Genomic DNA, 16,002 nt, shown 5'->3' with positions numbered 1-16,002 from the left:
ATTTTAACCGTCCTGGTTCATCTGTTTTACCAGTTCCTTCAGGGTCTCCTCCGCCTTCTCAATCGCCACCTGGCAGGTGCCCACCTTGGCGTGGCCGCCGCCGTTGTATTTAAGCATTAAAGAACCCACGTTGGTCTTTGATGTCCGGTTGACGATGCTGTGACCCACCGCAAACACGATGTTCAGTTTCTTCATCCCCCACATCATCCGGATGGAGATGTTGATGCCCGGGAACATCCCGTATTCCACGAAGCGGTTGCCGGTAGGAATCTCCTCCACCTTGCGCAGGTCGGTCACCAGCACATTGCCCCGGACGGCGGAATATTTTTTGATCATCTCTTTGTATAGCCACTCCGACTGGTGATAACGTTGGATCCGCTCCCTGATGTCCGGGAGATCCAGGATCTTCACTATATTCATGGTCCGGCAGCATTCCACTAGATCCTGCATCAGCTGCAGGTTGCTGATCCGGTAATCGGAATAGCGGCCCAGCCCGGTGCGGGGGTCCATGATAAAAGCCAACAGTATCCAGCCCTTGGGCTCGGCTATTTCCTCCACCGTCAGGTCGCCGGAGTCCGATTTGTCAACCGCCTTCAGCATCTCGGCGAAATTGGGGAATTTTTTAGCCCCGCCGTAATAATCGTAGATCACCCGGGCGCAGCTTTTAGCCGGCTCGGACTTGCCCTTGAAATCAGACGGAAAGGCCTGGCGCTCGGTTTCTGACATATGATGGTCAAACCACATTCCGCAGCCCTTGGCGTAGGGCATGTTGGCCAGCACGTCGCCGGAAGTGACCGCGACCTTGCCGTCCTGGACATCCTTGGGATGGACGAACATGAACTGGTCGATGATCCCGGCCTCTTTTAAAAGGACGCCGCAGATCAAGCCGTCGAAATCGGATCTGGTAACTAAGCGCATGGTTCCCCCTTCAAAATTCTCTATTCAATATTCTGCCTTTTGATTTCTGCCTTTGTAATTACTTCTTGGTAAAAGCCTCCGTCAGCCCGGCGATGAAGTCGTCCACCTGGGCCTTGAACTGGTCCTGGGGCACTTCCTTGAACCGGGCGCACTGCTCCAGTTGGGGCAGGTTCAGAATGTCGTTGATGTGCATGGCGCCTTGTTCTATGGCATGATGAGCCCCGTCGTAAAAGGCCAGGATGGCTTTCAGCATCCGGTAGGATTTCTCCAGGCTGCAGTGGCCGTCCACTTCGGAGAAGGCGTGCTGCTGCAGGTAATCCTCGCGCAGCATCTTGCCCACTTCGATCACCATCCGCTCCTGGTCCTGTAGCGCGTCCGGGCCCACCAGCTGGACCACCTCCTGCAGGGCGGCCTCCTTCTGCAGCAGCTCCGAGGCCCGCTTCCGGACGTCGGAGAAGTCCGGGGCCACGTGTTCCTTAAGCCAGCCGCCCAGCATCTCGGCATAAAGCGAATAGGATCGGTTCCAGTTGATGGCCGGGAAATGCCGCCTCTGGGCCAGCGAGGCGTCCAAAGCCCAAAAGGTGCCCATGATCCGCAAAGTGCTTTGGGTGACCGGCTCGGAAAAATCTCCGCCCGGAGGCGAGACCGCGCCCACGATGGTTACCGAACCCACCCGGTCATCCTTACCGACGCACACCGTCCGCCCGGCCCGCTCGTAAAAGGCGGCTAGCTTGCTGGAAAGATAGGTGGGATAGCCTTCTTCGCCCGGCATCTCCTCCAGCCGGGAACTGATCTCGCGCAGGGCCTCGGCCCAGCGGCTGGTGGAATCGGCCATCATGGCTACGCTGAATCCCATATCGCGGAAATACTCGGCCAGGGTGATCCCGGTGTAGATGCTGGCCTCGCGGGCCGCCACCGGCATGTTGGAGGTGTTGGCTATCAGCACCGTCCGCTCCATTAAAGGACGTTTGGTCTTGGGGTCTAAAAGTTCCGGGAACTCGGTCAGCACCTCGGTCATCTCGTTGCCCCGCTCGCCGCAGCCCACGTAGATAATCACCTGGGCGTTGGAATGCTTGGCCAGGGTCTGCTGGACCACGGTTTTGCCGGAGCCAAAAGGCCCGGGAATAGCGGCGGTCCCGCCCATGGCCACCGGGAACAAAGTGTCCAAAATTCTCTGGCCGGTGATGAACATTTCGTCCGGGTCCATTTTCTTCTTGAAGGGTCTTGGCTGCCGCACCGGCCAGGAGTGCATCAGGAATAGTTTGGCGCCGTTTTCTAACTCGGCGATCGGATCGGCCACGGTGTATTCGCCTTCCTTGGCCACGCTTTTAAGTTTGCCGCTTTTATTGGGTGGAACTAATATTTTATGGACGAACCAGGCGTTCTCCTGGACTTCTCCAAGCACATCGCCTTCAGATACTTGGTCGTCTTCGTTAACAGCCGGCTTGAACTTCCATTTTTTCTCCCGGTTCAGGCTGGGAACCTCCACCCCGCGGGCGATGAAGTCCCCCTCCTTCTTCTTGATCTGGTCCAGCGGACGCTGAATGCCGTCAAAGATGGACTCCAGCAGGCCAGGCCCCAGTTCTACTTTAAGAGGCTCGCCGGTGGTTATCACCGGCTCGCCCACGAACAGCCCGGAGGTGTCCTCGTAAACCTGGATGAACGCTGTGTCGCCGTCTAAGCGAATAATCTCGCCCACTAATCCTAATTTTCCTACTTTGACGATGTCGTACATCCGGGCCCCCATCATGTTTTTGGCGATGACCGCCGGCCCGGATATTTTTTGAATGATGCCCTGCATAGATTCTCCTGAGGTTATATGAAATATGTATTTGCGTTTTAAAGGCCATGAATGGCCTTGGTTATCTATGGTTCCCATCCTTAGCCCAGCCGTTAACGGCTGGGCTAAGGATGCACAAATCCGCTTAAATTCCTTTACTCCGGCAAGCGGCATGGCGTTCTTCAGGCCGCATACAGCACCTTCATGTTTTCATAGATGTTTTTCTTCCGGAACGGGTTACGGATGGCCGCCTTTTCCACCAGATCAACCTCGCGTCCGACAATGTATTTTAGATTCAATTGCTTGAGATCCTTCTCTGCGGACCGTTTGATCAGCACTTCATACTTCGCGGGCATACCTGCTCTTTCTCTCCTGAATATATGCCTGCAAGGGGCGGGATGGCTCATGGCGCCGCCTGGCCCACAGAGCAAGGTCTGTCAGATCTTCCCTGGTACTGTTATCGGAAAAAAGCTTCGACAGAAAGACATCCCGCTCCTGTTTGGGAAGGGCTTTGAATGCCGTGAAAAATATTTCCGCTTAGGCAAAGATGGAAGTCTTGACGTAGGCGGAAGGACTGGGTTAGGACATGGCAGTCCGGCCTACAGGCCGTTCAAGGCCTTCATATTCTTTTCTTGAACTCATTCCTTCGCCCGGCCCTTCGCAATTCATCCGACGAAGCATTTTTGCGTAGTTGGAAAAAAGGTTTGGTCTGTCCGCCGTAGTATGAACGAAGGAGGAAGGATGAGGCCGCCGTGCTTGCGCCCCGCCGTTGGCGGGGCTTCAGCACGCCACGCCCCGCCTAAAGGCGAGGCTCCGCTTTGCGGGGCCGTGGGCAGGCGTGAAGGAGAGGAAGCCCAATATAAAGCGTAAGCGGTTGGCGCGTAGGTGACCTATGGCGGAGTGGCAAATTCACGTCTTCTCCACTTCGTTCATCTTCTTCATGGAGCAGTAATCCCCGCACATGGTGCAGGCCCCGCTCTCCCGCTTAGGCGCGGATTCGTAGACCTGCCGGGCATGGGGCGGATTGATGGAAAGTTCTATCTGCTTCTCCCAGTCCAATGCCTTGCGGGCCTGCGACATCTTCAGATCCCATTCCCTGGCGCCCGGCACGCCCTTGGCGATGTCGGCGGCATGGGCCGCTATCCGCAATACTATCACTCCTTCCCGCACGTCGTCAACGTCCGGCAGTTTCAGGTGCTCGCTGGGGGTCACGTAGCAGAGGAAGTCGGCCCCGAAGTAGGCCGCCCAGGCCCCGCCGATGGCCGCGGTGATGTGATCGTAGCCCAGGGCAATGTCGGTGACTAGCGGCCCCAACACATAGAACGGCGCGCCCTGGCACAGTTCCTTCTGTATTTTGACATTGGCCTCGATCTGGTCTATCGGCACGTGTCCCGGCCCTTCCACCATGGCCTGGACCCCGGCGGCCCGGGCCCGGTCCACCAGCTCGCCCCAAGTTATCAGTTCCTGGATCTGGGCCCGGTCGGTGGCGTCGGCCAGACAGCCGGGCCGGAATCCGTCGCCCAGGCTTAAGGTGACGTTGTGCTCCTTGCAGATGTCCAGCAACCGGTCATAGTACTGATAAAGCGGGTTCTCGGCCTTGTTGTATGTCATCCATTCGATGGTAAAGGCCCCGCCCCGACTGACCACGCTGGCCACCCGTCCCTCCTGCTTCAGGCGTTTCACCGAATCGGAGGTGATGCCGCAGTGGACGGTCAAAAAATCCACCCCGTCCCGGGCCTGGCGCTCGATCACCGAGAAGATCTCGTCCGGGGTCATCTCCACCAGAGATTTCTTTTTCTGGACCGCTTCGATGGCCGCCTGGTAGATGGGCACCGTGCCCAGCGGGACCGGACACTGCGAAAGGATCTCCCGCCGCACCGTGTCGATATCGCCGCCGGTGGAAAGGTCCATGACGGCGTCGGCCCCGGCCCCCACCGCGGCTTTGAGCTTTTCCAGTTCTATGGACAAGTCGGCCGTGTCCTGCGAGGTCCCGATGTTGGCGTTGACCTTGGTCCTCAGGCCTTTCCCCACCGCGCAGGGCTTTAACAGCCGGCGGTTCTTGTTCATGGGTATCACGATATGGCCCTGCTCTAGGCCCTCTTTGATGCTCTCCCAGGAGACCCTCTCGTCCTCGGCTATTTTTTTTATGATGCTCTCGTGGATGTTCAATGTCACCCCCTTGTGCGTTCTGCGGAACTAAGCAAATAGCGAGTTTCTTTTGTTGAAACTCGCCATGTTCCATTTTTGCTTTTAATTTGCCGGGGCCTGTTTGTCAGGCTTTGGCTTCGGCCTTGGTTTCGACTTCGGCCTTGGGTTTGGCTTCAACATTAGGCTTGGCTTCGGCTTTGGCTTCGGCCTTGGGTTTGGCTTCAACATTAGGCTTGGCTTCGGCTTTGGGCTTGACTTTGGTTTCGACTTCGGCCTTGGGTTTGGCTTCAACTTTGGGCTTGGCTGCGGCCTTGGGCTTGACCATGGCTCCGTCCTTTTTGGCATAACGTTTGCGGAACTGCTCCACCCGGCCGGCGGCATCCAGCAGCTTTTCTTTGCCGGTATAGAAAGGATGGCAGCTGGAGCAGATTTCAACGTGGATGTCCTTGACGGTGGAACGAGTCTTGATGACATTCCCGCAACTGCAGGTGATGGTGGCGGCTTCGTACTTGGGATGAATGCCCTTTTTCATTGCGTCTCCTTGGGTTGGTATATTTTGTTTACAATTTACAGTTTACGGTTTACAATTTGCATTTACCGAATACTGTTTGAAGACAATGTCCGGTGTGGACTGTTGCTCCAGGGGCTTCATGCTGAAAGGTTATTATGACCTGGCTATTTTGTGGTGTCGGAAGCGGCCGTAGTATCGGGCATCGGCTTGCGTTTCTGGGTTCCCCGGATCCCGGCCACGGCGGTCGGCGTTTGTTCGGTCAGAGTCTGCTTCTTGCCTTCTATCTTCTTCAGACTTTGGATGGCCTTGCTTTCCGGTTTGGCTTCCGGGGTGGCCGCGGCCTTCTGCAGCAATGTCGTCACTTCATCGGTCTGGGAACCGGTCAGTTTCAACAATTGACCCTGAGCGTCCTTGAACTCAAGCTCGGCTTTAGCAGGAATGTTCAGACAGTCGCCGGCAAACAGGGAATCGCCGGGAACAGCCGGCATCCATGTTCCGCTCAACAGCTTTTGGACATCGCCCTTGATAAAATTTACCGAAGCCACGAACGCCGGTACAGGTTTGGCCGGCGCCGGGGCCGCCACGGGTTTGGGCGCTTCTTTTTGGGCGCAACCCAAAATTAATGCCGCCAGCGCGGCAAAAAGTAATGTTTTTTTCATCTTGGTCTCCTGAATGTAATTAGTTAGGATTATAAGAATACTACATTTTTGCGCCAAAGTCAATCAATATCTGGGCCTTACGGCCCCGCCCGCCTTTCAGGCTTTTCAGCATACCGGCCAGGGTTTCTCTGATCATCTGCCTGACAAAGGGATTCATCGGCAGTGGTTTGCCGTCTATGAATATCTGAAGACTCCGCTTCTTCCTGGCTGGGAGGATAAATGTCTGTTCCAGCCACCGGGCAATCTCGTTTGGCATGGACGGCTTGAAATGCCTGACCTTGCTGTCGGACGGATTTTTGGGGCCAACAGTAGCGATGATCCCTTTAAGACTGACTGACGAAAGTTCATCAGAAAAAAGCACCTTGGGGAAAGATTCTTTCTTGTATCCTTCGATGATTAGCAGGTCCAACTCGCTGCTCAAGGCGCTGACCACCATTTTTGGAATAAGTCCTTTGACATTCTCAAACCGCACCAGCAGTTTGTCGTCGGAGATGGAAGATATTTTGGCCCCGGCCAGGCGGAACCGGTCGGTGTCGGTCCCGCGCCTGTCGGCCTTAATGGCGCCGTGGGTGTGCTTCAGCACCCCTACCCGGTAACCCTTGCGGTTTAAAATGCGGACTATCTTTTTGATCAGGGTGGTCTTGCCGGAGTTGGAATGTCCGACGAAGGAGATGATGGGTTGCATGATCTTTCCAGTTTCTGAGTTTACAGTTTACAAAGTTTAGCCCATTTGTAAATCAGTGTGAATCCGTTCTAATCCGCGTTCATCCGTGTGAAAATAGTTCAATCTGCACCACATCCCCCGGCTTCACCCCATCGCACTCCTCCGGCAGTATCATCAGCCCGTCGGCCTGGACCATTGATGTCAGGATGCCCGATCCCTGAGGCCCGGTTAAAACCACGTGATAAGCACCATCCTGCCATTTTACTTTAGCGCGAAGGAACTCGGTCCTTCCTGCGTGTTTTTTGATATCCTGATCGCAGACCGCGAATATCGCTTCTTTATATATATTAACACTTCCCTGCATCTTCAACAATAGCGGTCGGTCGTACTGCTCGCAGACCACCATTGAGGACACCGGATTGCCCGGCAGGCCGACCACCGGCTTACCGTTGATATGCCCGAAGGCCAGCGGTTTTCCCGGCTTCTGTTTCACCTGCCAGAAATTCATTTGACCGAGTGAGGACAGCGCCTGTTTCATCAGGTCGTAGTCGCCGACGGAGACGCCGCCCGAAGTGATGACCACATCACACTCCCGGGCCGCCTGGTTCAGGGTCTCTTTGATCTTTTCCAGGTCATCAGAGATTATGCCGTAGTCTTTGACTTCTGCCCCGGCCTCTTTCACCTGCCCGCCTATGCTGAAACGGTTGGCGTCGTATATCTGTCCCGGCTTCAGCGGCTGGCCCGGCGCGGCGATCTCGTTCCCGCTGGAGATTATCCCGACCACCGGCTGTTTGGCGACCAATGCTTCGGTGAGGCCCAAGGATGCTATTAACCCCACTTCCTGCGGCCTAAGTCTTACACCTTGAGCGATCAATAATTGCCCGGACGTTACATCCTCTCCCTGTCTGCGAATATTGGCCCCTTGCTTGACCGCCTTCAATATTCTAACTTCAGTATTCTGTATTCCCTTGCTGGTTAGTTCCACTGGCACCACCGCCTCCGCCCCTTCGGGTATCTGCGCTCCGGTCATGATGCGAATGGCCTGCCCAGGTTTCAAGGACTTGACGGCCACCTTGCCGGCCGGCACGTCCTCTATGACCTGCAGGGCAACCGGGTTTTCCGGTGACGCTGTTGCCACATCGGAATAAATGACGGCAAAGCCGTCCATGGCCGAGTTGTCTTTGGGCGGAATGTCGAACGAGGCCGTGATGTCCTGGGCCAGTATCCGGCCCAAAAGGTCATCCAGACGGCACTTTTCGGTGGGCAGGGGTTTTATGCCCTCCAGCATTTTGTTGCGCGCTTCGTTAAATGAGATCATGCGTTTCCTTTTTGTAATACCTGATACCTATTATCAAATCCCCATGTCCGTTCCCAAATATCTGTTTCCCATCACATCATTCCCTGGGCGAGGCACGCCTCGCCCCTACAATAATCCAACCCCAATCATCTATTCCCTATCCCCCGTTCTCTTCCCTCCAAACCCTGACACTGCTGGCCTTGAACACCGCATACACGTGGCTGCCGACCTTCAGATTCATCTCGTCCCACGAGGCCTTGGTAATGGCCGCGGCCAATGACAGTCCCACATCAACCGTGACCTTGTACAGACCGCCCTCGGAAATGGCGTCGGTTATAACTCCCTCCAGCACGTTGCGAGCGCTGCTGACTAATTTCTGCGAGGATAAAATTATCTCGTTGGGATTCAGGCTGGCCATGGCCAGTCCTTCCAGCGTGGTCACCACTTCAAACGACACGTTGCCGCATTGGAAAGATTTCCCGTTTTCCGTTTTGACGATTTTACCATTGTACAAATTATCCCGGCCCAAAAACTTCCCCCAAAAGGCTTGGTCGCCCTTGTGCAGCACATCCTGGGCCGTGCCGGAGATGGAGATCACCCCGTCGTTCAGAAACCAAACCCAGTCCGCGATCCGCTCCACCTGCCAAAGGTTGTGGGTGGCCAATATCACCTTCTTTCCCCGGCCGGCCAGTTCCATAATCGTTTTTTCAATCAGCTTGGCGCTCAAGGGATCCAGGTTGGCCGTGGGCTCGTCCAGGAACACCACTTCCGGATCCAGCGCCAGCACCCGGGCCAGCGCAGGGACAGTGTCTCCAGCATCTGGTCCGATCTTCTTTTCCGCTCCGGCGCTGACACGCCCCTCACCCGCAGGCCGTATTCCAAATTGTACTGCACCGTACCGGACAGCATCACCGCCGGGTTGTGGATCAGGCCCATCTTCTTCCTGATGCCGGGAGAGTGCGCCAATGAGGCATAGCCATCGCTGCCCCGGGTCTTGTATTTCAAGGTCCCGCCTTCGCTTTTTTCCAGCAGGGCCAGCATCCGCATCAGGGTGGTCTTGCCGGAGCCGTTGGGTCCCACCAGCGCGTAGACGCCGGGTTTTTCAATGGTCAGCGTGATATCCTTCAGCACAGCTTTCCCGTCGAAACTTTTGGAGACATTCTGGGCCACTATCTTCATCGTCCGGCCCTCCCCTGGGCTAACTGGAGAACGATGTTTATCCCAATCGCTACTATCAAAAGCACTAATCCCAATGCGATCCCCAGTTCAAAGTTGCCCTTGATGGTCTCCAGCGCAATGGCGGTGGTCATCACCCGGGTGTCGCCCTTGATGTTGCCGCCCACCATCATGGTCATGCCGGTCTCGCCCAGCACCCGGGAAAACCCGGTGATGAAGGCCGCGGCCAGCGAGAAGCGCACTTCCCGCATTATGCCTAAAGTAAGATGTCGGCGGTCGGCGCCCAAGGTGATCATGGTCTCCTTCACCCGGTGCCCCAGGCCTTGCAGGGCCGAGATGCAGAGTCCGGTCATCAGCGGGATGATCAGCAGGGTCTGGGCGATGATGATGGCCGAGGGCGTATACAGCAGGCGCCAGAAACCCAGCGGACCCGAACGGGACAAAAACAAGTAGCAGACCAGCCCGATCACCACCGCGGGGATGGCAATGAAACTATTGACCGTCCCGATGACGACACGCTTGCCAGGGAATTCGTTCTGGGTAATGACCAGGGACAGCGGGATGGCCAGGCAGACGGCGATCAGCGAAGAGGCCAGCGAGACCCGCAGGGACAACAGGACTATCTGCCAGATCTCGTGATCGAACTTGAGCAGCAGCCCAATAGCCTGCTTTAAACTTTGTATTAAATTGAACATACTATGATGATAGCAAAATTTGATTTAAAAGACAATAACAATAATAGGAGCGCATCAACTGCGCTCCCATCATAATCAAATGGCACAAATGTCATTCTGAGCCGGGCAAGATGCGGCGGCTATTACTTGAAAGATTCTTCGGACCGGCAGGCACGATGCCATGCTTAGAATGACGATGCTTGGGTTTTTAGTTAGAACTTGACCTGCAGCTGGGCTGAAAGCGGGTTATTCTTGACCGGGCGAAGTGCCATATCCTCCTGCGTTATGTCGTAGTTCAAGGTGACCTTGGTGTTAGGATTCAGGAAATAATCGGCGCCCAGATTGAATACGATCACCCTGCTTTCTTTCTTGTTCCACCAGGATGAGATGCCGTCGGTGATCAGGCCCCACTGGCAGTTCTCCCGGTAAACGTCTCTCCTGACATTGACCTTAAGCTTGGACAGCGGCACGTAGCCGACCGTCAGGTATCCTCCGCGCATCAGGTTCATATCAACGCCTGACTGTGTGACCATGGTGGTTCCGACTAGCACCGAGTCGGTGGTCATCGCCTTGTCGTCCTGCCCGATCATATACTCGCCCCGGGCGAAAAGCTTGCCCCATTCGTAATTCACGTCCAGCCCGACGTGTCGGTTGTAATAGCTTTTGCCGGCTGTGTTCTGGGTACCGTATTCCACCGAGCCGCCCACGGTCATTCCCGCCAGAGGCGCATAGACTATACGGAACAAAACGGTCTTGGATGGATTGGCGTCCTTTTCGTTGTACGGGGCGCCGTTGCCAAGCGAAAGGAAATAGCTCAGGTCCCTCCAGACGCCAAAGCCCATGATCCCCTGTTCCCGGTTGCTGGAGTTGAATTTGCCTGTGATCTGGGAGGCGTTGACGAAATCCATGCTGGTGGCCGCGGTCAGCTGTTCATATCCAAACGGCCTCTTGTACTGGCCCACCCGGAAAGAATAAAGTTTGGAAGGTTTCCAGTCGGCATAGGCGTCCAACAGCCAGGCGGCGTAAACCGTGCTGGCGCTTGCCTTGGTGGGCTTGTTGGACTGCAGGCAGATCCGGTAAGCCAGGTCGCTCCAGGCGTCGCCGCTGACGGTGATGGCCGCATCCTTGACCTCGAAGCCCGAGGGATAGGTGACCAGGGTGTCGTGATAGAGGGTGTCCAGGTAGGCAACCTTGAGCCAGCCGGAGATCTTAAAATTGGGGAATTCCTGTTGAACATCGGTCTTGACGTCAAAGGCAAAGGCGGAAGTTGATCCGGCCATGATAACGGCACAGACGGTTAAGATTATTTTTCTCATGTTTTTCCTCAGTTATATATTTGTCTTGGTTCTTTGCATGAAGTATAAGATCGAGTCCGTTTACTTATAGCGGATATAAGCATCCCTTCAATCTATTTCTTCTCCACCGCCGGGTAGAACAGGGGCTGACCGTACTTGTCAACGCCGCACTCGGCGATCAGCTTCTGGCCCCGCTCCGAGGTCAGGAAGTCCGAGAACTTTTTGGCCAGGGAATAGTTGACGAACGGGTACTTGGCCGGGGCCACCAGCATGATGTGATAGGGATTGAACAGCTCCTTGTCCCCCTCGTTCAGGATCGGCAGGTCATATTCCTTCTGGTGGGCCAGGTAGGTGCCGCGATCGGTCAGGCTGTAGGCCCGCTTTTCGTTGGCGATGCGCAGCACTGTCTCCATCCCGGCCCCGGCCTCCAGGTACCATGAGCCTTTTGGATCGATCCCGGCGGAGGCCCACAGCCTCTGCTCTTTTTTGTGGGTGCCGGACTGGTCGGCCCGGGAGACGAAGGTTGACTGGGAGGTCTGGATCTTTTTTAAGGCTTCAACCGCCGAGGCAGTCCCCTTGATCCCGGCCGAATCTTCGGCGGGGCCCACGATCACAAAATCATTGTACATCAGGTATTTCCGTTCCACGAAAAACCCTTCCCTGACCACCGCTTCCTCGGCCGCCGGATCGTGAACCATCACGACGTCGGCGTTGCCGTCTTTGCCGTAACGGATGGCGGCCCCGGTGCCGACCGCGATGACCTGGACCTTGCAGCCGCTCTCCTTTTCGAAGATGGGAACCAGGAAATCAAGCAGGCCCGAGTCCATGGTGCTGGTGGTGGTGGCCAGGACCAGCTTGTCCTTGGCCAGAACCGCCGGAGCCAGCAGGAATAGCGCCAGAAGCAGTGACAGCGCCAATGTTGCTAACCTTTTCATTTCTCCTCCAGCTGTGTTTATGGCTTATAGTGGTTGGCCTTAAATAATCTTTTTGCCGTAATAGTCATAAAGGCTGGCATGCACCTCAAGGCCGTCAATATGTGAAATAACATAAACCCTGTGCCCTATTTCCTCGAGCTTTTTCAGGTACCGGAAAAGAAATTCGTCAACATCCCGCTCGCTAGATATCAGGTACTCATCCTCGGTAAAAAGGATGTTCCTTACCGGATCATATTCGAACTTTACGGTCTGGGAGGCCATGATATTTTCCTTTCTATTTCTTTTGGTCCATTCCGTGGATTCCGAGGGCGATGGCAGCCAGGAGGAAAAGTTGGGCCAGCTGAATGTATGAACTGGGCACGGTATTCAGAAAATTACGCGGCAGCACATTCAGTTTGAATAGAATGGCGCCCAGGAAGCTGAGCCCTGCCAGCATCGAGAATGCCATTGATGTTTTTTTCATCGGTTTTTCCTTTCAAGTATGATTGATTTGATGAATAGCTAAGATTAACATTACATCTCTTTAGGCTCTTCTCTTGGCAATGAGAAGTAGAAGGTCGATCCTTTATTGATCTCGCTTTCGGCCCAGACCCGTCCCCCATGACGGTGAATGATGCGTTGGGCTATCGACAGGCCAACGCCGGTTCCCTTAAATTCATGCTGATCATGCAGCCTTTGAAAAACGCTGAACAACTTATCAACCAGCTTCATGTCGAAACCAACTCCATTATCGCGGACATAATAAATGTTCCCTTTTGCTTCGCTCCGCCCGCCGATTTCGATTATCGCCTGATCCCTGATGCTGGTGTATTTGATGGCATTGGTGAGGTAGTTGGTAAAAACTTGATGGATCATAACCCGATCAGCCCGGACATTGGGCAAGGAACCGACATTGTACTGAATGTTCCTTCCGTTAAACGAAGATTCCAATTCCCCTAAAATGTCTGACACCAACTCGTTTATATCGATCTCCGTCTCCATTATCGGCTTCCAACCCAAATACGACCTGTTTAGAAGATCATCGATCAATTTCTCCATCTTGACGGCATTGTTCCGTATCACGTTTAAATATTGTTTGCAATCCGACGTGATGCCGCCGGAATGTTCTTTCAACAGTAAATTTGAAAAGCCGCCGATGCTGACCAATGGGGTCCTCAAACCATGGGAAACGGAATAATTGAACGCTTCCAATTCCCGATTGACATCTTCCAACTGGGTCACATAGTGCTGAAGCGCCAGGTTCAATTTTTTCACCTCCTCCTCGGCCAGCTTGCGCTCAGTAATGCCTGATACCAGGCCATCGTAGGCCATCAGTTTGCCCTGCTCGTCGAACCTGGGCACTACCGTGTTCTTCACCCAGCGGAAGGTGCCGTTTTTATGGATGATGCGGTGTTCCAGCGGCGGCACCGCTTCTCCGGCCCATAACCGGGCGGCCTGCTCCATCACCAGTTGCTTATCCTGCTGGTAGACCATGTTGAGCCAAAGGTTGGGATCAGCGTCGTATTCTTCCGCGGAATATCCGGTAACCGCCAGGCAGTTGGGGCTATGCTGGGTCGCGGCGTGCTTGCCGTCCCGTATCTGCACGGTGTAGGTATAATCGGTAACCGCTTCCAGCAATCTCCGGTAGCGCTCTTCGCTTTTCCGGACCAGCTCTTCGGCATTCCGGTGCTCGGTTACGTCCCTGGTTGTGGCAATGAAAGCCTTGGGCAGGCCCTGGACGTTCCGGATCAAAGACGCGTTCAATTCGCCGATGAAGGAAGAGCCGTCCTTTTTCAGGAAAATATATTCGATATCCCTGATCGATCCTTGGTTCAACGTTATTTCCATGTTGGCCCCTGCCCGCTGATGATCCTGGGCGGCGATTAACATGAAAGCCGGCTGGCCAAGAAGTTCATCCTGATGCGAATAACCGTGCAGTTTTAAGGTCTGCTCCGAGACAAATATCATCCGGCCCTGCAGATCGGTCATGGTCACCGCATCAGGCGAGGAGTTGACCAGGGTATGGTAGATCTCCTCCGATTCCTTTAACCTTATCTCTGCCAGCCTGCGCTCGGTTATGTCTTGGAATACGCCGAAGGCGGCATCGAACTGCCCGCTTTGGCCGTATTGGGGCTTGGCCGAAACTTTAATGATTCGTTTGACCTTGTCTCCCCGGATGATCTCTATTTCATACTCGTTTGATCCGCCGTCTTGGCGCAGCTTGGTCTGCTGGGCAATCATCCGAAAATTGGCGGCGTCGGCGAATTCACTCAGACAACGGCCGTTCAGGGAGCCGTCCGGCACGGCAAATATCCTGCAGCCGGCCGGGTTTACGAAAAGGAATCTTTCGTGGCCGTCCACTATGGCCAGGCCCTCGTCCTGGCTTTCCACCAGCAAGCGATATTGTTCTTCGCTGGCCTTAAGCGCGGCCTCCGCCTGTTTGCGCTCGGTGATGTCATAAACGATGCCCAGACCGGCGGCTTCGCCCTGGAACTGGATCTGGGCGCCGGCAAAATCCAGCCACCGATCCACTCCATCCTTACGGGTGATCTTGAACTCATAGTGGGCCGGGACGGGCTCGCCTCTCTGCCGGGCCAAGCCCCGGTCCCTGACCAGATCCCGGAATTCCGGATGAACCATATCCCAAAACCGCATCGCGCGAAATTCTTCTCGGCCATAGCCGGTTACCGCCAAGCAGGCGGAGTTGACATAGAGGAATTTTTCACGATAGACGAATATGCCGGAGGGGCTGGTCTCGGCCAAGGCCCGGAAAGTCGCTTCGCTTTCCTGCAGCGCCGCTTCCACCCGGGCATGCTCCCGCTCGATCCCCGCCAGCTTGCCGATTCTGGCCCGAAGCTCGCCCAGCTCGGCCAGCAACTGTTCCCTGGTTTTTTCCCGGTCCTTCATTCTCTTAACCTATATTGCATAAAAACCGTTTTTAATTCTTGCTTTCTTTGGGCTGCTCTGCCCTTCGGTTAACACTCAGGGCAGGCCCTTCTGTTTCAGCAGCTTGGCAACAGTGGCCGTCAGTTCCTTCAGGTCTCCGGACTTCACCAGATACTCGTTGGCCAGCCAGGTCCCGAAATCCGCTTTGTAGTGGGGATAGGCGGAGTTAAGGATGATGGGCATTACACTCTCGGTTTCCCGAATCCATCGCAAGAGGTCGATCCCGCCATCATTGGTAGTCATCTTGATATCCAGGATCACCAGGTCGATGCCGCCCAGCCGGAACATCTCCTTGGCCTGGTCCTCGGTGCTGGCCGCGACGGCCTGGTAGCCGTTGGACTCCAGTTCCTTGCGGTAAAGAAGCCGAATGTCTTCCTCGTCGTCAATGATCAATATCTTGGGCATAGAGTTATCTCTCCCCTCTTAATATTGTTTGTTTACTCTGCGTCCCGGAATATTTATCTGCGGCATAAACTGGCGGCTCTGCGATTGGATAACTTTGACATTTTGCTATTTTTTCGCATCCCCCTTTCGCCGCGGCCGGTCGCCGGCCTCAGAACGGCAGGTTGTACCCCAGCATCAGGCTGATGGTGGCGGTGTTCATGGAAACGTTGTCGCCGAATGAGTTGGGTCTGGTCTTGATAAAATCATCATCCCGCTTATGGTCAATCCGTCCCTCGCCGCCGTTGGCCTGCACCAGCAGCGCCAGCGACAGGTCATCGCTGGCCGAATATTCCAGGCTCATGATGCCCGCGCCGAACCCCGATGTTACCTTGTAATAATACTCGTATGCTTTGTAGCCAGTGTTGTAGGTAGTGTCCTTGGGCCAGAACTGGATGTATCCGCCAACCGGCGCCCCGAGGTACAGCGAGGCCCGCAGCCGGTGAGAGGCCCGGTAGTTGACGCCCAGCAGTGCCGATTGGTACTGGCCGTAATAGGCGTTCTTATCAAGATTTTTGGCCAGGCCGTCGTCGGTGAGCTGAAACCCAACCCCGAATCCGATGTGGGTGAAGGGATTGA

18 protein-coding genes are annotated in these 16,002 nt (G+C 55.1%); all 18 read right to left on the bottom strand.

What is annotated here, in order from left to right:
• Positions 1-3: 3 nt before the first annotated feature.
• On the bottom strand, positions 4-918 hold the full coding sequence (locus HY768_04675; protein MBI4726508.1) for an exopolyphosphatase: 915 nt from the start codon (positions 916-918) through the stop codon (positions 4-6).
• 58 nt (positions 919-976) lie between these two features.
• Positions 977-2,719 carry a V-type ATP synthase subunit A gene (locus tag HY768_04670; GenBank protein ID MBI4726507.1) on the bottom strand — a complete coding sequence of 581 codons (1,743 nt, stop codon included), beginning with the start codon at positions 2,717-2,719 and terminating at the stop codon, positions 977-979.
• Between the two features lie 161 nt (positions 2,720-2,880).
• Positions 2,881-3,054, bottom strand: coding sequence for a hypothetical protein (locus HY768_04665; GenBank protein ID MBI4726506.1), 174 nt, complete (start codon positions 3,052-3,054; stop codon positions 2,881-2,883).
• Between the two features lie 553 nt (positions 3,055-3,607).
• Positions 3,608-4,873, bottom strand: coding sequence for a phosphomethylpyrimidine synthase ThiC (gene thiC, locus HY768_04660; GenBank protein MBI4726505.1), 1,266 nt, complete (start codon positions 4,871-4,873; stop codon positions 3,608-3,610).
• A gap of 97 nt (positions 4,874-4,970) precedes the next feature.
• Positions 4,971-5,378 (bottom strand): 50S ribosomal protein L31, encoded by a 408-nt coding sequence (gene rpmE, locus HY768_04655; protein MBI4726504.1) that lies wholly within the window; start codon positions 5,376-5,378, stop codon positions 4,971-4,973.
• A 143-nt stretch (positions 5,379-5,521) separates the two neighbouring features.
• Positions 5,522-6,016, bottom strand: coding sequence for a hypothetical protein (locus tag HY768_04650; protein MBI4726503.1), 495 nt, complete (start codon positions 6,014-6,016; stop codon positions 5,522-5,524).
• Positions 6,017-6,056: 40 nt separating this feature from the next.
• Positions 6,057-6,701, bottom strand: a complete 645-nt coding sequence (mobB, locus tag HY768_04645) for a molybdopterin-guanine dinucleotide biosynthesis protein B (GenBank protein ID MBI4726502.1) — start codon at positions 6,699-6,701, stop codon at positions 6,057-6,059.
• Between the two features lie 79 nt (positions 6,702-6,780).
• On the bottom strand, positions 6,781-7,998 hold the full coding sequence (locus tag HY768_04640) for a molybdopterin molybdotransferase MoeA (GenBank protein MBI4726501.1): 1,218 nt from the start codon (positions 7,996-7,998) through the stop codon (positions 6,781-6,783).
• A gap of 136 nt (positions 7,999-8,134) precedes the next feature.
• The gene (locus HY768_04635; protein MBI4726500.1) at positions 8,135-8,764 is read right to left on the bottom strand and encodes a TOBE domain-containing protein; all 630 of its coding nucleotides are present in this window, start codon (positions 8,762-8,764) and stop codon (positions 8,135-8,137) included.
• Positions 8,701-9,156: an ATP-binding cassette domain-containing protein gene (locus HY768_04630; GenBank protein ID MBI4726499.1), complete on the bottom strand. Its 456-nt coding sequence runs from the start codon at positions 9,154-9,156 to the stop codon at positions 8,701-8,703. The genes HY768_04635 and HY768_04630 overlap by 64 nt, the downstream gene beginning before the upstream one ends.
• Complete coding sequence (locus HY768_04625) at positions 9,153-9,848, bottom strand: ABC transporter permease (protein MBI4726498.1); 696 nt, start codon at positions 9,846-9,848, stop codon at positions 9,153-9,155. The genes HY768_04630 and HY768_04625 overlap by 4 nt, the downstream gene beginning before the upstream one ends.
• A 191-nt stretch (positions 9,849-10,039) precedes the next feature.
• Positions 10,040-11,143, bottom strand: a complete 1,104-nt coding sequence (locus tag HY768_04620; protein MBI4726497.1) for a hypothetical protein — start codon at positions 11,141-11,143, stop codon at positions 10,040-10,042.
• A 92-nt stretch (positions 11,144-11,235) separates the two neighbouring features.
• Entirely contained in the window at positions 11,236-12,057 is an 822-nt protein-coding gene (locus HY768_04615; protein ID MBI4726496.1) for a substrate-binding domain-containing protein, read from the bottom strand.
• A 39-nt stretch (positions 12,058-12,096) separates the two neighbouring features.
• Positions 12,097-12,318 (bottom strand): hypothetical protein, encoded by a 222-nt coding sequence (locus HY768_04610; GenBank protein ID MBI4726495.1) that lies wholly within the window; start codon positions 12,316-12,318, stop codon positions 12,097-12,099.
• Positions 12,319-12,331: 13 nt separating this feature from the next.
• Positions 12,332-12,520, bottom strand: coding sequence for a hypothetical protein (locus HY768_04605; GenBank protein ID MBI4726494.1), 189 nt, complete (start codon positions 12,518-12,520; stop codon positions 12,332-12,334).
• Between the two features lie 50 nt (positions 12,521-12,570).
• Positions 12,571-14,943, bottom strand: coding sequence for a PAS domain S-box protein (locus HY768_04600; protein ID MBI4726493.1), 2,373 nt, complete (start codon positions 14,941-14,943; stop codon positions 12,571-12,573).
• Positions 14,944-15,018: 75 nt separating this feature from the next.
• The gene (locus HY768_04595; protein ID MBI4726492.1) at positions 15,019-15,387 is read right to left on the bottom strand and encodes a response regulator; all 369 of its coding nucleotides are present in this window, start codon (positions 15,385-15,387) and stop codon (positions 15,019-15,021) included.
• A 148-nt stretch (positions 15,388-15,535) separates the two neighbouring features.
• On the bottom strand, positions 15,536-16,002 hold a 467-nt coding region (locus tag HY768_04590), incomplete at its 5' end, for a hypothetical protein (GenBank protein ID MBI4726491.1).

Source organism: candidate division TA06 bacterium, assembly GCA_016208585.1.
Lineage (GTDB): Bacteria > Edwardsbacteria > AC1 > AC1 > EtOH8 > UBA5202.
The sequence above is the reverse complement of the archived record's forward strand: the minus strand, read 5'-3'. Positions and strand labels throughout refer to the sequence as shown.